Raw genomic sequence first — 22749 nt, forward strand, 5'->3', positions numbered from 1 at the left:
GCCGCCTGCGGCCCGCTCTGATCTGCGTGCCGCTGGGGCCCGTGGCGGCGGTCGTACGCGGGCGGGGCGCGGCGGGGGGGGGGGGGGGCCCCCCCCGGGGGGGGGGGGCCCCCCGGGGTCCGCAGCAGCCCCACCAGCCCGGTGGTGTCCTCGTCGCCGTGCCCGTCGGCCAGCCGGCGCCGCATCAGGTCCAGGAAGGGGGACAGCAGTTCGGTGCTCACGCCCTGCTCCTCGGCGGTGCGCAGCAGCGTGCCGCTGCCCGCGACCTGCATCGCCAGGCTGGAGACCACCCCGGAGGTGTGGTCGCCGGACTCCAGCCGCTCGGCCGTGCCGTGCGAGACGTCCGCCATCGCGTTCAGCCAGGGCACGAGCAGCGCGGCGAACTCCCGGGGCGGCACGTCCGCCCCGCGCAGCAGGGCGAAGGCGTGCGTGATCCCGGCGAACATGCCGTACATCCCGCTCAGCAGCGCCACGTCGTACAGCGCGGCGAGACCGGGATCGGCGCCGACGTACTCGGCGGCGGCCGGGACGGCGAGCGTGTCCCGGTGCTCCTCGAACACCTCCGGCCGGCCGCTGTAGAGCACGAAGGCGCCGGGTGCGCCGATCATCGGCGGTACGGCCATGATCCCGCCGTCCAGGAGGCGGGCGCCGCGCTCCCCGGCCCAGGCGGCGCGCGCACGTGCGTCGGCGGGGGTGCCGGTGGTGAGGTTCACCAGGTCCCGGCCGGCCAGGTCGGCGCCGGCCAGGGCGCCGCCCACCGAGGCGTCGTCCAGCAGGCAGGCCACGACGAGCCGGTTCGCGGCCACCGCCTCCGCCGCGCTGCCGGCCGCCACCGCCCCCTCGGCGGTCAGCGCGGCCGTGCGCTCCGGCGTGCGGTTCCAGACGGTCAGCGGGTGCCCGGCGGCGAGCCAGGCCCGCCCGAGCGCGGTGCCCATGGCTCCGGTGCCGAGCAGGGTCAGGGGGGTACGGGAAACGGGGGCGGGGGAGTTGTCGTCCATGGCGACTAGGCTCACCTGCGGGGCCGCCGCGCAGAAGTACGCACTTCGAAGTGGGTGGTTACCGGTGGGAAAGCGTGCGGGTCGAGGAGGGGGAGCAGCATGCCGGTGGGACGGCGGCCGGGGGCGTACGTGTGCGGGACCGACGCGGCGATGGACGTCATCGACGGCAAGTGGAAGGTGTCGATCCTGTGGGCGCTGGGGGAGGGCACGTGCCGGTTCGGCGCGCTGCGCCGGCTGCTCCCGGGGGTGACCGAGAAGGTGCTCGCCGCGCAGTTGCGGGAGCTGGAGGCCGACGGCATCGTGCACCGCGAGGAGTACGACGAGGTGCCGCCCCGGGTCGAGTACTCGCTGACCGGGGTCGGCACCCAGCTCAACGAGGCGCTGGCGCCGCTCGGGGCGTGGGGGAAGCGGCACGTCCTGGGCCGGCACCCGGCCCCGAGGTGAGGCTCAGCGGCTGCCCGTCAGCCGGGCGAACACCACCACGTTGCCCTGGTAGCCGGTGGCCTTCGAGTAGCCCCCGCCGCAGGTGATGACCCGCAGCTCGGGGCGCGGGGCGGCGCCGTACACCTTCTCGTCGGGGAAGGCGCGCGCCGAGTACACCTCCACCGCGTCCACCGTGAACAGGGCCACGGTGCCGTCCTCGCGGTCCACCTCGATGCGGGCGCCGCGCTTGAGCGCGCCCAGGTCGTAGAAGACGGCGGGCCCGTCGGCGTTGTCGACGTGCCCGGCGACGATCGCGGTCCCGGTCTCCCCGGGCGTGGTGCCGGCCTCGTACCAGCCGGCCAGGTTCTTCTCCGCGGCGGGCGGCGCGTCCAGGCTTCCGGAGGCGGTGAGGGCCAGGCCGGTCAGGGGCGCGTCCACGCGGATCGCGGGGATGCGGATGCGGACCGGCACGGACGGCGCGAGGCCGGGGGCGGCGCGCCGCGCACCGCCCGGGTCGGGACGGCCCTCGGCTGCGGCCGGCTGCGGCGGCGTGTGCGGGCCGGTGCCGCCGAGCAGCCACACGGACGAGCCGAGGGCCACGACGGTGACGGCGGCTATGGCGGTGTCGCCGAGCCGGGCGCCGCGGCCGCGCCCGGCGCGCTCGGCGCTCCTGCGCATGCGAACCCCTCTCCCGGGGCGGATCCCCTTCGGGTTCCCTCCCCCTCCGGGCCGCGAGGGGCGTCGGACCCGGAGGGGGCGGGATGTGCGGTACCGGCGGACGGACAGCGGAGGGTGTCCGTCAGATCCCGTCGCCTCTCGCCCGGCGATGCAGGAGCCAGGTACCGCCCGCGGCGGCGACGGCCAGCGCCGTCACACCCGCCGTGGTCTGCACGGGGTCGCGGCCGAGCCCGCCGCCGACCCCCGTCTTCACGCTTCCCCGCGGCTGCACCTGCTCGTGCGCCGCGGTCAGCGCCACCACCAGGTCGCCCGACACCTGCCGGTCCCCCTCGGCGCACCGGGCGACGATCTCGTACGTCCCCGGCTGCGCGCTCGGCGGCACCCGGAACCGGCCGAGCGCCTCACCGGCGTGCGCGCCGGGCGCCAGGGGGAACGTACCGGCGCCGAGCGCGCCCGCGTCCCCGGTCCCGGCGCCCGGGTCCCCGCAGGCGGCCGTGTTCACCGTGACCTGGCCGCCGGGCGTCACGGTGGCCGGGTACACGTCCAGGCGGGGGGCCTGGGCGGCCCGCGGGTGGGCCGCCGGGCGGACCGCGTCCCGCGCGGCCTGCGCCGGTGCCGCGGCGGTCACGGCGAGCGCGGTACCGGCCAGGAGACGGGCAGTGCGTCGCATGGTGCTCCCCAGAGCTTGTCCGACTCGTCCAGGGGTGCGCCCCTGCCCTACCGAGATAAGTGGCTCCGCGGCGGGTTCGCTTCCCGGGGCCGGGCCGGGGCTACGGCGAACGGGTGCCGTCCCGGCCACCCGCCCGGCCCAGCCCGCGGCGCGTTCCGGCAGGTCAGCGGCGGGACCGGGGGCGCCAGGAGGCCGTGGTGGGAAAAGAACACGAATGGAGCGGTGCTGCGGGTGAACGGGTGACGCCACGTCAGCCCCACCGGAGCGGAGCGGACCGGAGCGCGCCCGGACTGCTCGCCGCACGTCCGCGCACGGAAGGAGGCCGGTGCCCGCCCGGGCACCGGCCTCCTCGTCCGCCGTCGGCTCAGCCGACGTTGACCGCGCTCCAGGCGGCGGCCACCGCGTTGTACTCGGCGCTGCCCGCGCCGTAGAGGTCCTTCGCCGCGTTCAGGGTCGCCGTCCGCGCGCCCTGGTAGTTCGTCGAGGACGTCATGTACACCGTCAGCGCCCGGTACCAGATCCGGCCCACCTTGTCCCGGCCGATGCCGGTGACCGTGGAGCCGTTGGAGGTGGGGGAGTCGTAGCTGACGCCGTTGACGGTCTTCGCGCCGCTGCCCTCGGCGAGGAGGTAGGCGAAGTGGTTGGCGACCCCGGAGGAGTAGTGGACGTCCAGGTTCCCGACCGACGAGCTCCAGTAGTCCGCCGAACTGCCGTCCCTGGACGGCTTGTCCAGGAAGCGCAGGGCCGCCTTGCCGAAGCCCGGCTTCACGATCTTCTCGCCGATGAGGTAGTCGCCGGTGTCGGAGGAGTTGCCGGCGTACCACTCGACCATCGTGCCGAGGATGTCGGAGGTGGCCTCGTTCAGCCCGCCGGACTCGCCCGAGTAGGTCAGCGCGGCCGTCTTGGACGTCACGCCGTGGGACATCTCGTGCCCGGCGACGTCCAGGGCGACCAGGGGCCCGAAGGTGGTCCCGTCACCGTCGCCGTAGGTCATGCAGAAGCAACTGTCGTCCCAGAAGGCGTTGTTGTAGTTGCTGCCGTAGTGGACGCGGTTGTACGAGCCCTTGCCGTCGCCGGCGATGCCGTTGCGGCCGTGGACGTTCTTGTAGTAGTCCCAGGTCGTGTCGGTGCCGTACTGGGCGTCGACGGCGGCCGAGGCGCGGTCGGCGGTGGTGCCCGTGCCCCAGTGGTTGTCGGCGTCCGTGAACACGGTCGCCGGGGCCCGGCTGATGCAGATGCCGAAGATGCACAGGTCGGTCTTGTTCGCCGCGTCGCCGGTGTAGGTGTTCCCGCGGGTCGGGTCCTTGAGCTGGTACGACGACCCGGACTGGGTGGTCGACAGCGGAACCGTCCCGCCGTACAGCGACGCGCCGTCGCCGGCCGCCGTCTCGATGCTGTCCCAGGCGTCGATCCGCGCGCCGGTGCGCGCGTCGGTCAGCACGGTGCGGGCGACCGGGTTGCCGAGCGAGTCCGCGCCGACGGCGTTGGTGCGCCAGGCCAGCCTCGGGCTGCCGTGCAGGGCGTCGACCACCAGCTCGGGCCTGGCCTCGACCCGCTTCAGCGGCTTGCCGGGATGGGCCGCGCGCAGCGCGTTCACCGCCAGGCCGGCCGCCCTGGGGCCGGATACCTCCGGGGTGACGGAGGGCACGGCGACCGTCTGCCGGGTGGCGCGGTCGGCGCCGCGGTAACCGCCGTCCGGCGCCAGGTGGACGACGAAGTCGCCGCCCAGGACCGGCAGTCCGCGGTAGGTGCGGTCGTAGCGGACGTGCTGGGTGCCGTTCCCGTCCACGATCACGTCGCGGACGGCGGTGTCCTGGGACGAGGTGAGTCCCAGGGCGGCCGCGTGGTCCAGGAGCGCCGACGCCGCGTGCTCGACCGCGGTGGCGCGGGTCGGTCTGCCGTCGGCGTGGGCGGCGGGGGAGAGACTGACGGCCAGCAGGGTCGCGGTGGCGACGGCGACACCGGCGGTGGCTGTGCGACGGGTTCCTCGGACGTGCTGCCGTATCCGGCTCATGCGTCTCCTCGGGAAGGCGCCAGGCTAGGCGGGGGCGGCGCTGTCACCGAGATTTAAGTGGGCATGACATGTCATGTCCATAGCCTGTTCATGGAGAGGTGCGGCGGGAACGGCGCGCGGGCCGGGCACGGGCGCCTCACGCGCCGGCGGCTCAGCCCAGCAGCGCGGTCCCCGCCGGCACCTCGATGCCGAACTCCTCCGTCACCAGCCGCCGCGCCTCGGCCTCGTCCGTCAGGGTCCGCTCGGACACCGTGCCGTCGGCGAGCGTCTCGGTGAACAGATCCCCGTCCAGGGACAGATGGCGCTGCGCGGTGGTCCGCTGGAGGTAGGGGCGGCGGGTGAACGGGGACCGCGGGTGGGTGCCGACGAACCAGTTGAACACCTCGAAGTCGGTGGCGGCGAACGGCTCCCGGGTGAACGCGTACTGACCGGCCCAGCCGCCGCCCCACGCGTCGTACGCCTGCAACTCCAGCAGCTCCAGCGGCCCGTGGTGCGGCAGCCGGACCAGCCGGTGCCGGCGCCCGGCGCCCTCGTACTCGGCGCCGGCCGCCAGCGGCACCGGCAGCAGCAGCGCGCCGTATGCGCCGAAACCGACGTCCGCCAGGTACGGCTCCGGCTCGCCCGCCACCTCCACCTTGAGCATCGCGTGGGTGCGCGGCCGGCTCTCCGGGGCCCCGGCGCCCAGCACCACCCGCGCGGCCAGCGGGGTCACCCGGAATCCGAGCGCCTCCAGGGCCAGCCGGAGCAGGGTGTTGTGCTCGTAGCAGTAGCCGCCGCGCCGGCCGCGGACCATCTTGGCCATCAGGTCGCCGGGGGCGAGGGAGGGGGCCGAGCCCCGCACCGGGTCCAGGTTCTCGAACGGCAGCGACAGCGCGTGCGCCAGGTGGACGCCGCGCAGCGTGGCCAGGTCGGCCCGCCGCCCGCCCTGCCACCCGATGCGGTCGAGGTAGGCGTCGAGGTCGTACTGCTCGGTGTCGGCCATGCCCCGAACCTACGCGAGCCCGCCCGCCCCCACCGCGACCCACGGACCGAGCCCCCCTACGCCCCTGGTCCTAAGCCCGCGGGGACGCCACGGCCCCCGCGCTCACCCCCGCGCCGCCGCCAGCGCCCGCGCGATCCCCGGCTCCTCGGGCCCCAGGAACCGCGGGTCGGGTCGGAACACCGCGTCCAGCACCGCCTTGCCCGCCGCGAAGACCTCGCGAGCGCCGCCGTAGTACCAGGTCACGTCGTGCTTGTCCGTGACCCCGACGCCGTACGAGGCCATTCCCGCCGCCTCGCACAGCGCCACCGCCCGCCGGATGTGGAAGCCCTGGCTGATCAGCACCGCCCGGTCCACCCCGAAGATCTTCCTGGCCCGGACGCAGGAGTCCCAGGTGTCGAACCCGGCGTAGTCGGCGACGATCCGCGCGCCCGGCACCCCGTGCCGGGTCAGGTACGCGCGCATGGCGTCGGGCTCGTCGTAGTCCGCCCGGCTGTTGTCCCCGGTGACCAGCACGACCTCGATGCGCCCCGCCCGGTACAGCCCGGCCGCCGCGTCCAGCCGGCGCGCGAGGTACGGCGACGGCTGCCCCGCCTTCCACAGCCCCGCCCCGAACACCATCGCCACCTCGGTGCGCGGCACGTCCGCCGTCGTCCGCAGCCGGTCCGTCGCCGACACGTACAGCCAGGTCATCGGCAGCAGCGCCAGCACGCACCCGGCCATCACCGCCTGCACCAGCCGCCGCCACCCGGCCCGCGTGCGCGGCAGCCGCGGTCCCCGGATCCCCATACCGCCCCCTGTGATCGGTCCCGACCGGGAAGGACGCACCCGGACGCCGCCCGGTTCGCCCCCCGACACGACCGCGCACGACCGCCCGCGAACCCGCCCCCGCCGCCGGACGGGCACCCGCACCGCCCGTATGTCACAGCGGGCCCGTACTGTCGAACCATGGAAGGCACCGCACCCCCGACCGCGTACGACCCGGCCTCACTCGAACGGTGGGCCCCCGAGCCGGACAAACGCCCGGGCCGCACCGCCTTCCAGCGCGACCGCGCCCGCATCCTCCACTCCGCCGCCCTGCGCCGCCTCGCGGGCAAGACCCAGGTCGTCACCCCCGGCACCCGCAGCCCCTCCTGGGACGCCAGCCCCCGCACCCGGCTCACCCACTCCCTGGAGTGCGCCCAGGTCGGCCGCGAACTGGGCGCGGCCCTCGGCTGCGACCCCGACCTGGTGGAGGCGGCCTGCCTGGCCCACGACCTCGGCCACCCGCCCTTCGGCCACAACGGCGAGACCGCGCTGAACGAGTTCGCCGACGACTGCGGCGGCTTCGAGGGCAACGCCCAGTCCCTCCGGCTCCTCACCCGCATCGAGCCCAAGCGGTTCACCGAGGAGGGCTCCGTCGGCCTCAACCTCACCCGCGCCACCCTCGACGCCGCCACCAAGTACCCCTGGCCGCGCGGCGCCCACCCGGCCGACCCCGCGTCGCGGAAGTTCGGTGTGTACGCGGACGACCGCCCGGTGTTCGACTGGGCCCGGCAGGGCGCCCCCGGCACCCGGACCTGCTTCGAGGCCCAGGTGATGGACTGGTCGGACGACGTGGCCTATTCGGTGCACGACGTCGAGGACGGCCTGCACGCCGGCCACATCGACCCCAACCTGCTGCACGCCGAGCCCGAGCGGCAGGCCGTGTTCGCGGTGGCCGTCGGCCGGTACGTCCCCGCGGACACCGACCCGGCCGAGCTGTCCGAGGCCCTGGACCGGCTCCAGGACGCCGAGTGGTGGCCGCACGGGTACGACGGCACGGCGGTCGCCCAGGCCCGGCTGAAGGACGCCACCAGCCAGCTCATCGGCCGGTTCTGCCTGGCCGCCGAGACCGCCACCCGCGCCGCGTGGGGCACCGGCCGGCTCACCCGCCACGGCGCCGCGCTCGTCGTCCCCCGGGCGACCCGCATGGAGTGCGCGGTGCTCAAGGCGCTCGCGGACCGGTACGTGATGCAGCGCGCCGAGCAGGAGCGGCTCCGCGCCGAGCAGCGCGTGATCGTCGCCGAACTCGCCGAGGCGCTGACCGCCCGCGCACCCGACGGCCTGGACCCCCAGTTCCGCGCGCTGTTCGACGCGGCGGACGACGACCGGTCGCGCAAGCGGGTGATCGTCGACCAGATAGCCTCCCTCACCGACGCCTCCGCGCTCTCCCTGCACGCGAGACTGACGGGGCATATGTAGAGGGAACGTGACCGGCCGTGGCCTGATCGGGTCACTCCCTCTTCCCGCAGCACGCCGCGTGCGGGACGCTCGCATGTGGCGACATCCTTAAGAGGAGGCATCAAGTGGTCGACGCGGATCAGACATTCGTCATCGTCGGAGGCGGTCTCGCCGGCGCGAAGGCGGCCGAGACGCTCCGGACGGAGGGCTTCAGCGGACGGGTGATACTGATCTGCGACGAACGCGACCACCCGTACGAGCGCCCGCCGCTGTCCAAGGGCTACCTGCTCGGCAAGGACGAGCGCGACAGCGTCTTCGTGCACGAGCCGTCCTGGTACGCGCGCCACGACGTCGAGCTGCACCTCGGCCAGACCGTGGACCGCGTCGACCGCGCGGCCAGGACGGTCCGCTTCGGCGACGACGGCACCCTCGTCCGCTACGACAAGCTCCTGCTGGTCACCGGCGCCGAACCGCGCCGCCTTGAGGTTCCCGGCACCGACTTGGCGGGCGTGCACCACCTGCGCCGCCTCGCGCACGCCGAGCGCCTCAGGAACGTCCTGCAGCACCTCGGCCGGGACAACGGGCACCTCGTGATCGCCGGGGCCGGCTGGATCGGCCTGGAGGTCGCGGCGGCGGCCCGCCAGTACGGCGCCGAGGTCACGGTGATCGAACCGGAGCAGACCCCGCTGCACGGCGTCCTCGGCCCCGAACTGGGGAACGTCTTCGCCGAGCTGCACCGCGAGCACGGCGTCCGGTTCCACTTCGGCGCGCGGCTCACCGAGATCGTCGGCCAGGACGGCATGGTCCTCGCGGCCCGCACCGACGACGGCGAGGAGCACCCGGCGCACGACGTCCTCGCGGCCATCGGGGCGGCGCCGCGGGTGTCCCTCGCCGAGGCGGCGGGTCTGGAGATCGCCGACCGGGCGCACGGCGGCGGCATCCTCGTCGACGAGCGGCTGCGCACGTCCGACCCCCACATCTACGCGGCCGGTGACGTCGCCTCCTTCCCGCTCGGCCTGTTCGGCACCCGGCTGCGCGTCGAGCACTGGGCGAACGCGCTGAACGGCGGCCCGGCCGCGGCCCGCTCGATGCTGGGCCGGGAGGCGGTGTACGACCGCGTGCCCTACTTCTTCACCGACCAGTACGACCTGGGCATGGAGTACAGCGGCTGGGCCCCGCCCGGCTCGTACGACGAGGTGGTGATCCGCGGCGACGCCGGAAAGCGGGAGTTCATCGCGTTCTGGATGAAGGAACGGCGCGTGCTGGCCGGCATGAACGTGAACGTGTGGGATGTCACAGAGCAGATCCAGCACCTCGTCCGTTCCCGGGCCCAGGTGAACGTGGAGGCGCTCTCCGACCCGCACGTACCGCTCGCCGGTCTCGTCCCCTGACCCGACGGGGCGCCCGGACCGGCGCGGCGCCCCCGTAGAATTCACCCGTGGCAGGACGGATCAACGACGAGGACGTGAAGGCGGTACGGGACGCGGTCCCGATCGACGCCGTGGTCTCCGAGTACCTCCAGCTGCGCAACGCGGGCGGCGGCAACCTCAAGGGCCTGTGCCCGTTCCACGACGAGAAGTCGCCGTCCTTCCAGGTCAGCCCCAGCAAGGGACTCTTCCACTGCTTCGGCTGCCAGGAGGGCGGCGACACCCTCACCTTCGTGATGAAGGTGGACCACCTCTCCTTCTCGGAGGCGGTGGAGCGGCTGGCCGCCCAGGCCGGCATCACCCTGCGGTACGAGGAGGGCGGGTACAACCCGGCCCACCAGCGCGGCGAGCGCATCCGCCTGGTCGAGGCGCACAAGATCGCCGCGCAGTGGTACGCGGAGCAGCTCGCCACCAGCCCCGAGGCCGAGACCGGCCGGGTCTTCCTCGCCGAGCGCGGCTTCGACCAGGCCGCCGCCGTCCACTTCGGCGTCGGCTACAGCCCCCAGGGCTGGGACCACCTCACCCGCCACCTGCGCGGCAAGGGCTTCAGCGACAAGGAGCTGGTCCTCTCCGGGCTGTCGCAGGAGGGCCGGCGCGGCCCGATCGACCGCTTCCGGGGCCGGCTGATGTGGCCGATCCGGGACATCGGCGGCGAGGTCGTCGGCTTCGGCGCCCGCAAGCTCTACGAGACGGACAACGGCCCGAAGTACCTGAACACGCCCGAGACGGCGATCTACAAGAAGAGCCAGGTGCTGTACGGCATCGACCTGGCGAAGAAGGAGATCGCCAAGGCCAGCCGGGCCGTCGTGGTCGAGGGCTACACCGACGTCATGGCCTGCCACCTGGCCGGTGTGACGACGGCCATCGCGACCTGCGGCACGGCCTTCGGCGGCGAGCACATCAAGATCCTGCGCCGGCTCCTCATGGACAACGGCTCCGCCCGGGTGATCTTCACCTTCGACGGCGACGCGGCCGGGCAGAAGGCCGCGCTGCGCGCCTTCGAGGACGACCAGAAGTTCGCCGCGGAGACGTACATCGCGATCGCGCCCGACGGCATGGACCCGTGCGAGCTGCGCCTCGCCAAGGGTGACGAGGCCGTCGCCGACCTGACCGAACCCCGCACCCCGCTTTTCGAGTTCGCGCTGCGCCAGATCGTGAACCGCTACGACCTGGACACCCCGGCGGGCCGCGCGGCCGCGCTGGACGAGGCCGCGCCGATCGTCGCCCGGATCAAGAACAGCGGCGCGCAGCACGAGGTCGCCGTCGAGCTGGCCGGCCTGCTCGGCATCCTCGACACCCAGTTCGTGGTCCGCCGGGTGGCCCAGCTCGCCCGCTGGGCCCGGGAGCGCGGCGGCAAGGGCGACCCGCAGCAGGGCCGCCCCCAGCCGGCCGGCCGGCAGTGGGCCGAGGCCCCCCGCCCGGCCTCCGCCGGCCCGGCGTTCACCCTGCGCAACCCCGTCCACGCCGCCGAGCGGGAGCTGCTCAAGCTCGCCCTCCAGCGCCCCGAGCTGGTCTCCCCGGCCTTCGACGCCTACGGCGTGGACGAGTTCACGGCCCCGCCGTACGCGGCGGTGCGCCAGGCCGTCGCCGAGTCGGGCGGCGCCGAGTACGGCGTGCCGGACCCGCAGGAGTACCTGGTCCGGGTCCGCGAGGCCGCGCCCGACGACACGGTCCGCGCCATGGTGACCGAGCTGGCCGTCGAGCCGATCCTGCGGCGCACGGTGGACGAGACGTACGCCGGGACGGTCCTGGTGCAGGTCCGCCGGCGGGCCGTGGAACGCCGGATCCGCGACATCCAGTCCCAGCTGACCCGCCTGGCCGCGGGCGGCGACCCCTCCCGGCTGGCCGCCGTGCAGAACGAGCTGTGGGTCCTCCAGCAGTACGACCAGGCGCTGCTGGTCCGGGGCGCGGAGGCGCTCTGACCCGCCCGGCGGCCCGCAGTTGCCGGTCGCATAGTCCGACGAGCTGAGTAACCACCCCGTCACGGAGCGGACGCAAAAAGTCACCGCACGCCCCTCGTGGCGGAGTTGTGTCGTACCCCACACTGGGTGGCGGTGCCCGAGTCCGCGGAGCGCAGGCCGTCGACTCCTCGCTCCCGCATACCGCTGCCGCACGCCCTCGGCAGCGATGATCCTGGAGGTCGCCCTCGTGCAGACCCAGACCCTCGCCCAGACCGACAGCAGCACCAGCGCCACCCGCACCACCACCAGCACCAGCACCAGCGCGGACGAGCCGGACGCGGAGACGGGCGTCCTGGCAGCCGTGCCCCCGCAGGGCCGGGCCGTCCCGCACCCGGAGGCGGTGGCCGTGGAACCGACGGAACCGCCCGCCGAGGCGTTCGCGGAAGAGCCCGAGGAGGCCGCCGAGGCGCCGGCCGCCGCCCGCGCCGATTCCGCGGGCCCCTCGGCCGACCTGTTCCGCCAGTACCTGCGCGAGATCGGCCGCATCCCGCTGCTCACCGCCGCCGAGGAGGTGGAGCTCGCCCGCCGCGTGGAGGCCGGGCTCTTCGCGGAGGAGAAGCTGGGCAGCGCCCCCGACCTGGACGGCGAACTGGCGCTCGACCTGGACCGGCTCGTCGTCATGGGCCGGATGGCCAAGCGGCGCCTCATCGAGGCCAACCTGCGGCTCGTCGTCTCCGTCGCCAAGCGGTACGTCGGCCGCGGGCTGACCATGCTCGACCTGGTGCAGGAGGGCAACCTCGGGCTCATCCGGGCCGTGGAGAAGTTCGACTACGCCCGGGGCTACAAGTTCTCCACGTACGCGACCTGGTGGATCCGCCAGGCCATGTCCCGGGCCCTGGCCGACCAGGCCCGCACCATCCGCGTCCCGGTCCACGTGGTGGAGCTGATCAACCGCGTCGTCCGCGTCCAGCGGCGGATGCTCCAGGAGCGCGGCCAGGAGCCGACCGCGGACGAGGTCGCCGCCCACCTGGACCTGTCGCCCGAGCGGGTCGGCGAGGTGCTGCGCCTCGCCCAGGAACCGGTCTCGCTGCACGCCCCGGTCGGCGAGGAGGACGACGTCGCCCTCGGTGACCTCATCGAGGACGGCGACGCGGCGAGCCCGGTGGAGTCGGCGGCGTTCCTGCTGCTGCGCGAGCACCTGGAGGCGGTGCTGTCCACGCTGGGGGAGCGGGAGCGGAAGGTCGTCCAGCTCCGCTACGGGCTGGACGACGGCCGCCCGCGCACCCTGGAGGAGATCGGCCGCATCTTCGGGGTGACCCGGGAACGGATACGGCAGATCGAGTCCAAGACGCTGAGCAAGCTCCGCGACCACGCCTTCGCGGACCAGCTCAGGGGCTACCTGGACTGAGGGGGGCCGCCGCCCCGCGGCGGCCTCCCCGTGCCCGCCTAGTCCACCTCGGCGACCGCCTGGGCGAACTGGGCCTTGTAGAGCCGGGCGTACGCCCCGTCCGCCGCCAGCAGCTCGGCGTGCGCGCCCTGTTCGACGATGGACCCGTTCTCCATCACGAGGATCGTGTCCGCGTCCCGGATGGTCGACAGCCGGTGCGCGATCACGAACGACGTGCGGCCGGCGGCGAGTTTGGCCATCGCCTTCTGGATCAGCACCTCCGTGCGCGTGTCCACGGAACTCGTCGCCTCGTCCAGCACCAGGATCACCGGGTCGGACAGGAAGGCCCGCGCGATGGTGATCAGCTGCTTCTCGCCGGCGCTGACACCCGTGCCCTCGTCGTCGATCACGGTGTCGTAGCCGTCGGGCAGCGTGCGGACGAAACGGTCCGCGTGCGCGGCCCGCGCCGCCTCCTCGATCTCGCCCCGGGTGACCTCGCGCGAGGCGCCGTAGGCGATGTTCTCCGCGATGGTGCCGCCGAACAGCCAGGTGTCCTGGAGCACCATGCCGATGCCCGCCCGCAGTTCGTCCCTGGTCATCCGGCGGATGTCGACCCCGTCCAGGGTGATCCGGCCGCCGGAGACGTCGTAGAACCGCATCAGCAGGTTGACCAGCGTGGTCTTGCCCGCGCCGGTCGGGCCGACGATCGCCACCGTGTGCCCCGGCTCGACCGTCAGCGACAGGTCCTCGATCAGCGGCTTCTCCGGCTCGTACCGGAACGACACGTGCTCCAGCCGGACCCGTCCGCGCAGTTCCGCGGGCCGCTCGCCCGGCACCGGATCGGCCTCCTGCTCCTCCGCGTCCAGGAGTTCGAAGATCCGCTCGGCCGAGGCGACACCCGACTGCACCAGGTTCGCCATCGACGCGACCTGCGTCAGCGGCATGGAGAACTGCCGCGAGTACTGGATGAACGCCTGGACGTCACCGATGGACAGGGCGCCGGAGGCCACGCGCAGCCCGCCGACGACCGCCACCAGCACGTAGTTCAGGTTCGACACGAACATCATCAGCGGCTGCATGACACCGCTGTTGAACTGCGCCCTGAACCCGGCCTCGTACAGCGCCTCGTTCTGCTCGGCGAACTGCTGCGCCGACTCGTCCTGTCGGCCGAACACCTTCACCAGGGTGTGGCCGGTGTACATCTCCTCGATGTGGGCGTTCAGCTTGCCGGTGGTGCGCCACTGCTGCACGAAGTGCGGCTGCGACCGCTTGCCGACCCGGGTGGCGACCACGAACGACAGCGGCACCGTGACGAGCGCGACCAGCGCCAGCAGCCAGGAGACCCAGAACATCATCACCAGGACGCCGATGATGGTCAGCACCGAGTTGATCAGCTGGCCCATCGACTGCTGGAGCGTCTGCCCGATGTTGTCGATGTCGTTCGTCGCCCGGGACAGCACCTCGCCGCGCTGGCGCTTGTCGAAGTACGACAGCGGCAGCCGGGAGAGCTTCGTCTGCACGTCCTCCCGCATCCGGTACATCGTGCGGTTCACGGCCCGGTTGACCAGCCGGGTCGCCACCGCCATCAGCAGGCCGGCGGCGAGGAACGTGCCGAGCGCGAGCAGCAGGACGTGCCCGACGGCGTCGAAGTCGATGCCCTCGCCGGGGGTGAAGTCCGTGCCGCCCAGCATGTCCGCGATGCGGCCGTCGCCGCGCTCGCGCATGGAGTCGAGCACCTGCTGCTTGGTGGCGCCCTCCGGCATCCGCCGGCCGATGATGCCGGCGAACACCAGGTCGGTCGCCTTGCCGAGGATCTTCGGGCCGATCACGCTGAGGCCCACGCTGACGACCACGCACAGCAGCAGCGCGTAGATCGTGAGCCGTTCCGGAGCGAACCGGGCGACGAGCCGCTTGCCCGACCCCTTGAAGTCCATCGAGCGCTGGTCGGGTCCCCCGGCCATCACTCGTCCCATGGGCCCGGCCATCAGGCGGCCTCCGCTTCCGTCAGCTGGGAGAGCACGATCTCCCGGTAGGTCTCGTTGGACGCCATCAGTTCCGCGTGCCGGCCGGTGCCGACCACGCGGCCCTCGTCCAGCACGATGATCCGGTCGGCGTCCCGGATGGTCGCCACCCGCTGGGCGACGATGACGACGGTCGCCTCGGCGGTCTCCCGGGACAGCGCGGCGCGCAGGGCCGCGTCGGTGGCGTAGTCGAGCGCCGAGAAGGAGTCGTCGAAGAGGTAGATCTCCGGGCGCTGCACCAGCGTGCGGGCGATGGCGAGCCGCTGCCGCTGACCGCCGGAGACGTTGGTGCCGCCCTGCGCGATCGGCGCGTCCAGGCCGCCCTCCAGCCTGTCGACGAAGTCCTTGGCCTGGGCCACCTCCAGCGCGTGCCACAGCTCCTCGTCGGTGGCGTCCGGGTTGCCGTAGCGCAGGTTGGTGGCGACCGTCCCGGCGAACAGGTACGGCTTCTGGGGCACGAGCCCGACGGTCTTCGCGAGCAGCCGCGGTTCGACCTCCCGCACGTCCACGCCGTCCACCAGGACCTCGCCCTCGGTGGCGTCGAAGAGCCGGGGGACGAGGCCGAGGAGGGTCGACTTGCCGCTGCCGGTGGAACCGATCACGGCGGTCGTACGGCCCGGCAGGGCCACCAGGTCGACGGACTTCAGCACCGGCTCCTCGGCACCCGGGTAGCGGAACCCCGCGCCCCGGATCTCCAGGTGGCCGTGGCGGCGCAGCTCGGTGACCGGGGCGGTCGGCGGCACGACGCTGGAGTCGGTGCCCAGCACCTCCTCGATCCGCTCGGCGCAGACCTCGGCGCGCGGCACCATCATGAACATGAAGGTGGCCATCATCACGGACATGACGATCTGCATCAGGTAGGCGAGGAAGGCGGTGAGGTCGCCGATGTTCATCCCGCCGCTGTCGATCCGGTGGGCGCCGAACCACACCACCGCGATGGAGGACACGTTCACGACCGTCATGACGATCGGGAACATCAGGGCGAGCAGCCGGCCGGTGGCGAGCTGCATGTCGGTCAGCTCGGTGTTGGCCTTCCCGAACCGGCCCTGCTCGTACTCGTCCCGGACGAAGGCGCGGATGACGCGGTTGCCGGTGATCTGCTCGCGCAGCACCCGGTTCACCGTGTCCAGCCGGACCTGCATCGACCGGAAGAGCGGGCGCAGCCGGCGCACGATGAGGGTCACGGAGACGCCGAGCACCGGCACGACCGCGACCAGCACCCCGGACAGCGGTACGTCCAGGCCGAGGGCCAGCACGATCCCGCCCACGCACATGATGGGCGCCGACACCATCAGGGTGAACGTCATCAGGGCCAGCATCTGGACCTGCTGCACGTCGTTCGTCGTACGGGTGATGAGCGAGGGCGCCCCGAAGTGACCCACCTCACGCGCGGAGAAGGACTGCACCCGGCCGAAGACGGCACCCCGGACGTCCCGGCCGAGCGCGGAGGCGGTCCGGGCGCCGTAGTACACGGCGCCGACGTTGCACACGACCTGGGCCAGCGAGATGCCGATCATCAGGGCGCCGAAGGACAGGATGTAGTCCGTGTCCCCCTTCACGACACCCTTGTCGATGATGTCCGCGTTCAGTGTGGGCAGGTAGAGGGTGGCGCAGGTCTGCAGGAACTGCAGGACCACCAGGAGGGCGATGGGTTTCTTGTAGGGCCTGAGATAGGTCCGCAGAAGTCGTATGAGCACGCTACGTCTCTCGGAGTCGGCGAAGGGGGGCTGGTTCGGTCGCCCTTGGCCCCTATCGTCGGGCACTCCACCCGCGTTACCTCAACCGATTATCCCGGCGCGCCTCTCCTGCCGCCCCGCGCAGCGGTGGTGTTGTGCGCCGCCTCGCGCCTTCTGGCCCCTATGAGGCGAACGCCCCGGGGTGGGTCTGTTCGCGCACCGCCGTGAACTGGTGCCGCACCGCCTGACCCACGGCCAGTTCCCCGCCCGGATCCAGCACCTGGGCCGCCGCGCCCTGCCAGGCCGGCGGGGTGTGCGGATCGAGGGTGCCCTGCGACACCCCGAGGGCCCAGGCGGCCTGCCGGGCCGCGCCGATCGCCGCGTAGTCCGCCGGCTGCGGTACGACGACCTGCGCGCCGAACAGCGAGGGCGCCGCCGACTGCACGGCGGGCAGCTCGGCGGCGGCGCCGAGCAGGAAGACCCGCCGCACCTCCACGCCCCGCCCGCGCAGCACGTCCAGCGCGTCCGCGAGCCCGCACAGCATGCCCTCGAAGGCGGCCCGCGCCAGGTGCTCGGGCTTCATCGACTCGCGCCGCAGCCCCGCGAGGGTGCCCGCGGTGTGCGGCAGGTTCGGCGTCCGCTCGCCCTCCAGGTAGGGCAGCAGCACCAGGCCGTGCGCCCCCGGCGTGGACTTCATCGCCAGCTCGGACAGGCTCTCCAGGTCGGGCAGGCCGAGGAGTTCGGCGGTGCCGCGCAGGGTGCGCACGGCGTTCAGGGTGGTGACGACCGGCAGGTGCATGCCGGTGGCGTCGGCGAGGGAGGTGATCATCCCGGACTGGTCGGTGAGCGCCTCGGGGTGCACGGCCATCACGGACCCGGAGGCCCCGAGCGAGACGACCGCGTCCCCGAGCCCGATCCCGAGCCCGAACGCGGCGGCCATGGTCTCCCCGGTCCCGGCGGAGATCAGCAGCCCCTCCGGGGTCGTACCGGCCGCCTCGGCGGGGCCGATCACCTCCGGCAGCACCGCCTGGTGGCCGAGCGCCAGCTCGACCAGGTCGGGCCGGTAGGCGCCCGCGGCCGCCGACCAGTACCCGGTGCCGGACGCCCCGCCGCGGTCCGTGGTCCGCCGTACGGGCCGCCCCAGCAGTTGCCAGACGAGCCAGTCGTGGGCCTGGAGGAGGGCGGCCGTGCGCAGCGCGTTCTCGGGTTCGCTCTTGGCGAGCCAGCGCAGCTTGGTGACCGGCTGGGCCGCCTGCGGCACGCTGCCGACCGCCTGGGCCCAGGCCTCCCGGCCGCCGAGCGCGTCCACCAGATCGGCCGCCGCCACCTGGGCGCGCTTGTCGCCGCCGGCCATCGCCGGGCGGACGGTGTTGCCCTGGGCGTCCAGCGGGATCAGCGCGTTCTGCTGCGCCGAGACGCCGATGGCCTGCACGCCCTCCAGCAGGCCGCCGCCCGCCGCCTCGCCCAGGGAGAGCAGCCAGGCCTGCGGATCGACGTCACTCGGACGCGCGCCGTCCGGTGACTCGACCGGATGCGGTGCGTATCCCTGGCGGAGTACGGCGCCGGTGTCCGTGTCACAGACCACGATGCGCGTGAAATCGGGCGAGCTGTCCAAGCCGGCGACTATCCCCATGCGGAGAATTTTGCAGCATCGCCGCCCATGGGTCGCCCCGCCCCGGAACCCGGGCGAGGCGCCGGGCGCGCCGCGGGCCCACGAGGGGCACACGACGGGCACACGACGGGCGCGGGTGCCGGCCGCAACGGCCCGCACCCGCGCCCGCGAAGCGGCTTCCCTAAGTGGTGCTGGTGCCCCAGTCGTCCACCGCCGCGCCGTTGCCGCCGCGCTCGCGCAGGGAGCGCACGCGCTGCGCCACGGACTCGGGGACGTGGTCCCCGACCTTGCCGCCGACCGTGTGGAGGGCCTTGCCGGCGTAGATGCGGCCCTGCTGGGCCGCCGTCTCGGCGGTGTTCCGGACCGCGGGGTTCTGCGCGATCTGCCGGGCCGACTTCTTCAGCTGCTCGTAGCGCTCGCGTCCGGCCCTCGTGCCGATGACGTAACCGAGGGCCACTCCGGCGATGAACGTGAGCCGGTAGCGCATGGCTGCCACCCTTCCCGTGCGTGAGTCTCTGGTGCGGCGCTGGCGCCGAGGAGTACCGATTGGCGGAGCACCCCCCTGCTTGCGCTAATGTATGTGTCGCAGCGAGCGCCCGCCCCCTGGCGAATACCCGGGTAGGTGCGTTCGATGCAATCGAGGCGATCCTCCGTAGCTCAATTGGCAGAGCAGCCGGCTGTTAACCGGCAGGTTACTGGTTCGAGTCCAGTCGGGGGAGCTTCGGTCCTCCGTAGCTCAATTGGCAGAGCAGCCGGCTGTTAACCGGCAGGTTACTGGTTCGAGTCCAGTCGGGGGAGCGCTGAACGAGGGCCCCCTATGGGGTCCTTTTTCATGTCCGCGGGAACCGCCGTGCCCGCGCCGCTGTCCTCAAGGTCGTGAGCAGCGCGGGGGTCGCCCAGCCGAAGCAGGAGATCGTATGAGCGGCTATGCTGCGGCAGACGGCGCGCACACTTGTACGCGACACGCCGCTATGGGGCGGTAGCTCAGCCGGTTAGAGCAGCGGACTCATAATCCGTCGGCCGTGGGTTCGAGTCCCACCCGCCCCACTCCGAGCGCTTCGCCGCAGGAACGTTTTCACCTGCGGTGCGGCGCGGACCACCTGCCACGCCGAGGAGTCGCCCGGCCGGGCCAGGGCCGCCCGCCCCTCCAGCCGTCCGCTCGGGACGCGGACGGCCCCCGCGCCCCCCTGGAAGCCTCGGGAAGCGCCTCTTCCGGCCGCACGGCGCCCGCACGGTGGCCGCCCCTGCCGGACGGACCCGGGCGGCCATACTGGTTCGATGGAACGTATCGGGGGATATCTCGTCGAACGGAAGCTCGGCGAGGGCGGTATGGGGACGGTCTACCTCGCGCGCACGCGCGGTGGCCGGGCCGTCGCACTGAAGGTGGCCAAGCCCGAACTGGCGGCCGACCCGGTCTTCCGGGAGCGCTTCCGCAGCGAGGCCGAGGCGGCCCGCGCGGTGGGCGGCTTCCACACCGCCCAGGTGGTCGACGCCGCCCTCGACGGCGACCCGCTGTGGCTCGCCACCGCCTACATCCCCGGACCGACCCTCGCGGAGCGGCTCGCCGCCGAGGGGGCCATGGACGAGCCGCGGCTGCGGGCGCTGGCCGCCGCGCTCGCCGAGGCGCTGGAGTCCATCCACTCCTGCGGCCTGGTCCACCGCGACCTCAAGCCGGGCAACATCGTCATGGCCGTCGACGGGCCGCGTGTCCTGGACTTCGGCATCTCCCGCGCCGTCGAGTCCAACCGCCTCACCGCGACCGGCACCGCCTTCGGCACGCCCGGCTTCCTCGCGCCCGAGCAGGCCCTCGGCCACGACGTGACCGGCGCCGCCGACGTGTTCGCCCTCGGCGCGGTCCTGGTCGCGGCGGCGGGCGGCAGCGCCTGGGGCGAGGGCACCCCGATGGGGCTGATGTACCGCTCCGTGCACGAGCCGCCGGACGTGACCGCCGTGCCCCCGGCCCTGGTGGACCTGGTCTCGGCCTGCCTGGCCAAGGAACCCGCCGCCCGGCCCACGCCCACCGCGCTGCTGGACCTGCTGACGGACACGGCCCCGGACCCGGACCGGCCCGGAACCCCGCCGCGCCCGCCGACGCCCGCACCCGCACCCGCGACGCCCTCGCACGCACCGGCGGTCGCCGCGCCCCCGCGGCCCGGGTCACCGTCGTCGGTGCCGCCCGGCACGCCGCCGTACGCACCGGCCGTGCCGCCGGCCGGCCCGCCACCGCACCCGTCCGCCCCCTACGGCTCCGGGGGCTTCGGGCCGCCGGTCCCGTACGGCAACCCGTACGCCGGCCCCGACCCGGAGGTGGTGCTCGCCGACGCCGGCGCCGGCGTGGTCGTCAACGCGGCCGGGGTGCTGCTCGAACTCTCCGGCGTCACCGCGGACTTCCCGTGGAACGAGATCCTGCGCGTCGAACGCACCTGGCGCGGCCACCGCCTGACGGTCACCGTGCGGCTGTGGGACGGCGGGGCGTACTCCTGCGAGCTGAACGCCCGCCGGCAGGCCCGGCTGCGCGACTGGGTGGCCCGGCTCGACCAGGTCCTCGCCCGCTACCTGCGCCGGTAGCCGCCGTAACCGCCGTCCTCGGCAGACGACTTGTGCCCGTACAGGCTTGAACGGGCCGTCTCCTGGGCACGGACCTCCTACCGGTGCCCAGCGCCGGGTGATGTCGGCAGGAGGAGGGCGTGATGGACCGTCGGATCCGGGTACGTGTCAGCCGGCGACCGTCTGCCCCGCGCGGGCAGGAGATCGACCGCAGGACTCCGTCCGGGAGAGTACTGCCCTACTGAACCGGCCGGCGTGCCGGGCCGCCGCCGCGGCCAGTGCCGTCCGCAGCGCCTCGGGCGGAGCCGGTCCGTCGGGCGCCGCGCTCGCCGTGACCGCCGCCGCCACCTGGCGCAGCTTGGTGTTGCACCGCTGGGACGCCTCCCGCAGGATCTCCCACGCCTCGTCCGGGGTGCAGCCGTGCGCCGCCATCAGGATGCCGCGGGCCTGGTCGATCACCGGGCGCGATTCCATCGCGTGGCGCAACTGCGCGATCTCCAGGCGCAGGAGTTCGAGCTGCTCGGCGCGCTCCCGGGCCACCGCGGAGGCCGAGCGGGCGGGCGTGTCCGGGGCCGAGCCGGGTCCGGGCCGGTCCTCGGCGTCCGGGTCCGCCAGTTCCAGCACCCGGCGCGGCTGTCCCCGCCAACCGGTGGCGGCGACCGATGTGCCGTGCCGGCGGCCGAACTCGCCCAGCGTGTCCAGCACCGCCAGCCCCGCCGTGTCCAGGAAGGTCACCCCGGAGACGTCCAGGTCGACGCGTGCGGTGTCCGGGGGCAGGGCGGCCAGGGCCTCGGCGAGGGTCTCCGTGCAGCCGTGGACCAATTCGCCGCGTGCGGTGAGGAGGACCCGGCCGCCCTCCGCGCGGACGTCGACCGTCAGGGCGCCCGAGCGCCCCTCGCGCGGTGCGCGTGCCGCTGAGGTCATGTCTTCCGTCCTGCCGCGCCGTTCGTCCGTCGTCCTTTCGCCTGCCCCCCGACGCCGGGACCCACACATATCTTTCAAGGGGGAACATTTCCTTCACGCGTGTCGCGTGTGTCGCGCCGGTCGCGCGGGCCGGAGCACCGTGAGGTCCGCCTCCGGCGGCGGCGGTCGTGCGCGGCGCTCCGGGTCAGGCGGCCAGCGGGTCCAGGACCAGCGGCTCGATCCGGCCCTCCAGCATGGCGCCCAGTCCCTGGGCCGCGCAGATGTCGGGCCGCTCGGCGATGTGCACCGGCATGTGGGTGGCCTGCCGCAGCATCTGGTCGAAGCCCGGCAGCAGCGCGGAGCCCCCGACCATCGTGATCCCCCGGTCCGCGAGGTCGGCCACGAGGTCGGGCGGGCACTCGCGCAGCACCTTGCCGATGCCGTCCAGGACGGCCGTCAGCGGTGTCTGGATGGCGTCGCGCACGGCGGCGGTGTCCACCCGGACGCTGCGCGCGAGCCCCGTGACCACGTCGCGGCCGTGGATCTCCGCCGACTCCGGGCCCTGCGGGGTGAGGCCGTTGCCGGCCAGGGCCAGTTGCAGCGGCCGGACGGACTGGGTGGGCAGGATCAGCCTGTGCTCGTGCCGCAGGTGTTGCACGATCGCGTGGTCGACGGCCTCGCCGCCCACCCGGATCCGCTCGGCCCGGACGATGGAGCCCAGCGAGAGGACCGCGACCTGGGTGGCCGCCGCGCCGCACACCATGATCATGGTCGCCTCGGGCCGCTCCACCGGCAGCCCGCAGCCCACCGCGGCGGCGATCAGCGTGTCCACCAGCTCGACCCGCCGCGCCCCCAGCCCGACCAGCGTCTCGATCGTCGCGCGCTGCGCCAGCGGGTCCGCGTCGTACGGGGCGCAGGCCGCCGCGCGCAGCCGGGGCTTGCGGCGCAGCGCCCGGCGCATCTTGTCGCCGAGCAGGTGCCGCAGCATGCGCTGGGCCATCTCGATGTCGACCACCGTGCCGCCGGAGATGGGCCGTACGACCTTGATGTAGTCCGGGGTGCGCCCGGTCATCTGCTCCGCGAACTCGCCCACGGCGATGAGCGCGCCGGTACGGGTGTTCACGGCGGCGGTCGAGGGCTGGTCCACGACGAGCCCGGCGCCCTTCACGTACACCCGGGTGCGGGCCGCGCCCAGGTCGACGGCGAAGTGGCAGCGGCGCAACTTCTCCAGACTGACGGTCACGGCGGATCCTCTCCAGTGCACGGGCCTCGGTGTGCCCGGGTCGACGGGCTGCCCTTCCTCTGCATCCT

Annotated in this window: 17 protein-coding genes, 3 tRNA genes and 1 pseudogene; 9 read left to right on the forward strand and 12 right to left on the reverse strand. The window is 73.8% G+C overall.

The genetic code is table 11. The features are described from left to right. Positions 1-122: 122 nt before the first annotated feature. Positions 123-998: pseudogene (locus ACZ4K2_RS21925) on the reverse strand (NAD(P)-dependent oxidoreductase); the annotation flags it as partial. Positions 999-1097: 99 nt separating this feature from the next. Here ACZ4K2_RS21925 and ACZ4K2_RS21930 point away from each other — a divergent pair. Next, positions 1098-1442 (forward strand): winged helix-turn-helix transcriptional regulator, encoded by a 345-nt coding sequence (locus ACZ4K2_RS21930; protein ID WP_467468863.1) that lies wholly within the window; start codon positions 1098-1100, stop codon positions 1440-1442. A 3-nt stretch (positions 1443-1445) separates the two neighbouring features. Here ACZ4K2_RS21930 and ACZ4K2_RS21935 read toward each other — a convergent pair whose 3' ends face one another. From ACZ4K2_RS21935 to ACZ4K2_RS21955, 5 genes are all read right to left on the reverse strand, one after another. Then, the gene (locus ACZ4K2_RS21935; RefSeq protein ID WP_467468865.1) at positions 1446-2099 is read right to left on the reverse strand and encodes a class F sortase; all 654 of its coding nucleotides are present in this window, start codon (positions 2097-2099) and stop codon (positions 1446-1448) included. Between the two features lie 121 nt (positions 2100-2220). After that, entirely contained in the window at positions 2221-2769 is a 549-nt protein-coding gene (locus ACZ4K2_RS21940; protein WP_467468867.1) for a hypothetical protein, read from the reverse strand. Positions 2770-3133: 364 nt separating this feature from the next. Beyond that, positions 3134-4783, reverse strand: a complete 1650-nt coding sequence (locus ACZ4K2_RS21945) for a M4 family metallopeptidase (RefSeq protein WP_467468868.1) — start codon at positions 4781-4783, stop codon at positions 3134-3136. Positions 4784-4934: 151 nt separating this feature from the next. Continuing rightward, on the reverse strand, positions 4935-5765 hold the full coding sequence (locus tag ACZ4K2_RS21950; protein ID WP_467468870.1) for an arylamine N-acetyltransferase family protein: 831 nt from the start codon (positions 5763-5765) through the stop codon (positions 4935-4937). 102 nt (positions 5766-5867) lie between these two features. Continuing rightward, positions 5868-6551 carry a SanA/YdcF family protein gene (locus ACZ4K2_RS21955; RefSeq protein WP_467468872.1) on the reverse strand — a complete coding sequence of 228 codons (684 nt, stop codon included), beginning with the start codon at positions 6549-6551 and terminating at the stop codon, positions 5868-5870. Positions 6552-6710: 159 nt separating this feature from the next. Here ACZ4K2_RS21955 and ACZ4K2_RS21960 point away from each other — a divergent pair, with 159 nt between their 5' ends. The 4 genes from ACZ4K2_RS21960 to ACZ4K2_RS21975 all read left to right on the forward strand — a co-directional run bounded on the left by ACZ4K2_RS21960 (position 6711) and on the right by ACZ4K2_RS21975 (position 12700). Continuing rightward, a complete protein-coding gene (locus tag ACZ4K2_RS21960; RefSeq protein WP_467468874.1) occupies positions 6711-7985 on the forward strand; it encodes a deoxyguanosinetriphosphate triphosphohydrolase in 1275 nt (424 codons plus the stop codon). Positions 7986-8089: 104 nt separating this feature from the next. Continuing rightward, positions 8090-9355, forward strand: coding sequence for an NAD(P)/FAD-dependent oxidoreductase (locus tag ACZ4K2_RS21965; protein ID WP_467468876.1), 1266 nt, complete (start codon positions 8090-8092; stop codon positions 9353-9355). A gap of 47 nt (positions 9356-9402) precedes the next feature. After that, the gene (gene dnaG / locus ACZ4K2_RS21970; protein WP_467468877.1) at positions 9403-11313 is read left to right on the forward strand and encodes a DNA primase; all 1911 of its coding nucleotides are present in this window, start codon (positions 9403-9405) and stop codon (positions 11311-11313) included. Between the two features lie 205 nt (positions 11314-11518). Beyond that, entirely contained in the window at positions 11519-12700 is a 1182-nt protein-coding gene (locus ACZ4K2_RS21975) for an RNA polymerase sigma factor (RefSeq protein WP_467468879.1), read from the forward strand. 38 nt (positions 12701-12738) lie between these two features. On the opposite strand, the gene ACZ4K2_RS21980 is transcribed toward ACZ4K2_RS21975, so the two are convergent. From ACZ4K2_RS21980 to ACZ4K2_RS21995, 4 genes are all read right to left on the reverse strand, one after another. Further along, positions 12739-14664, reverse strand: a complete 1926-nt coding sequence (locus tag ACZ4K2_RS21980; protein ID WP_467468881.1) for an ABC transporter ATP-binding protein — start codon at positions 14662-14664, stop codon at positions 12739-12741. Continuing rightward, positions 14664-16397, reverse strand: coding sequence for an ABC transporter ATP-binding protein (locus ACZ4K2_RS21985; RefSeq protein WP_467468883.1), 1734 nt, complete (start codon positions 16395-16397; stop codon positions 14664-14666). Before ACZ4K2_RS21985 ends, ACZ4K2_RS21980 begins: the two co-directional genes overlap by 1 nt. Positions 16398-16557: 160 nt before the next feature. Then, positions 16558-18009 (reverse strand): FGGY family carbohydrate kinase, encoded by a 1452-nt coding sequence (locus ACZ4K2_RS21990; protein ID WP_467468885.1) that lies wholly within the window; start codon positions 18007-18009, stop codon positions 16558-16560. 160 nt (positions 18010-18169) lie between these two features. Next, positions 18170-18475, reverse strand: coding sequence for a YtxH domain-containing protein (locus ACZ4K2_RS21995; RefSeq protein ID WP_467468887.1), 306 nt, complete (start codon positions 18473-18475; stop codon positions 18170-18172). Between the two features lie 159 nt (positions 18476-18634). On the opposite strand from ACZ4K2_RS21995, the gene ACZ4K2_RS22000 reads away from it, so the two are divergent. The 4 genes from ACZ4K2_RS22000 (at position 18635) to ACZ4K2_RS22015 (ending at position 20556) form a co-directional block, all read left to right on the forward strand. Further along, positions 18635-18707 (forward strand) — tRNA-Asn (locus tag ACZ4K2_RS22000). A gap of 6 nt (positions 18708-18713) precedes the next feature. Further along, a tRNA-Asn gene (locus tag ACZ4K2_RS22005) sits at positions 18714-18786 on the forward strand. A gap of 175 nt (positions 18787-18961) precedes the next feature. Next, positions 18962-19035: transfer RNA gene (locus tag ACZ4K2_RS22010), tRNA-Ile, on the forward strand. A gap of 231 nt (positions 19036-19266) precedes the next feature. Further along, positions 19267-20556, forward strand: coding sequence for a serine/threonine-protein kinase (locus ACZ4K2_RS22015; protein WP_467468889.1), 1290 nt, complete (start codon positions 19267-19269; stop codon positions 20554-20556). A gap of 147 nt (positions 20557-20703) precedes the next feature. On the opposite strand, the gene ACZ4K2_RS22020 is transcribed toward ACZ4K2_RS22015, so the two are convergent. Further along, positions 20704-21459, reverse strand: a complete 756-nt coding sequence (locus ACZ4K2_RS22020) for an ANTAR domain-containing response regulator (RefSeq protein WP_467468891.1) — start codon at positions 21457-21459, stop codon at positions 20704-20706. Between the two features lie 184 nt (positions 21460-21643). Then, complete coding sequence (locus ACZ4K2_RS22025; RefSeq protein ID WP_467468893.1) at positions 21644-22681, reverse strand: rod shape-determining protein; 1038 nt, start codon at positions 22679-22681, stop codon at positions 21644-21646. Positions 22682-22749 lie beyond the last annotated feature (68 nt).

It is taken from the genome of Streptomyces sp. NPDC025833, from assembly GCF_055558055.1.

Coding starts and splice junctions, on each gene's coding strand:
- ACZ4K2_RS21995 (WP_467468887.1), bottom strand. CDS start 18,475: ATGCGCTACCGGCTCACGTTCATCGCCGGAGTGGCCCTCGGTTACGTC.
- ACZ4K2_RS21935 (WP_467468865.1), bottom strand. CDS start 2,099: ATGCGCAGGAGCGCCGAGCGCGCCGGGCGCGGCCGCGGCGCCCGGCTC.
- ACZ4K2_RS21930 (WP_467468863.1), top strand. CDS start 1,098: ATGCCGGTGGGACGGCGGCCGGGGGCGTACGTGTGCGGGACCGACGCG.
- ACZ4K2_RS21960 (WP_467468874.1), top strand. CDS start 6,711: ATGGAAGGCACCGCACCCCCGACCGCGTACGACCCGGCCTCACTCGAA.
- ACZ4K2_RS21975 (WP_467468879.1), top strand. CDS start 11,519: ATGATCCTGGAGGTCGCCCTCGTGCAGACCCAGACCCTCGCCCAGACC.
- ACZ4K2_RS21980 (WP_467468881.1), bottom strand. CDS start 14,664: ATGGCCGGGCCCATGGGACGAGTGATGGCCGGGGGACCCGACCAGCGC.
- ACZ4K2_RS21945 (WP_467468868.1), bottom strand. CDS start 4,783: ATGAGCCGGATACGGCAGCACGTCCGAGGAACCCGTCGCACAGCCACC.
- ACZ4K2_RS21990 (WP_467468885.1), bottom strand. CDS start 18,009: ATGGGGATAGTCGCCGGCTTGGACAGCTCGCCCGATTTCACGCGCATC.
- ACZ4K2_RS22015 (WP_467468889.1), top strand. CDS start 19,267: ATGGAACGTATCGGGGGATATCTCGTCGAACGGAAGCTCGGCGAGGGC.
- ACZ4K2_RS21940 (WP_467468867.1), bottom strand. CDS start 2,769: ATGCGACGCACTGCCCGTCTCCTGGCCGGTACCGCGCTCGCCGTGACC.
- ACZ4K2_RS22020 (WP_467468891.1), bottom strand. CDS start 21,459: ATGACCTCAGCGGCACGCGCACCGCGCGAGGGGCGCTCGGGCGCCCTG.
- ACZ4K2_RS21955 (WP_467468872.1), bottom strand. CDS start 6,551: ATGGGGATCCGGGGACCGCGGCTGCCGCGCACGCGGGCCGGGTGGCGG.
- ACZ4K2_RS21950 (WP_467468870.1), bottom strand. CDS start 5,765: ATGGCCGACACCGAGCAGTACGACCTCGACGCCTACCTCGACCGCATC.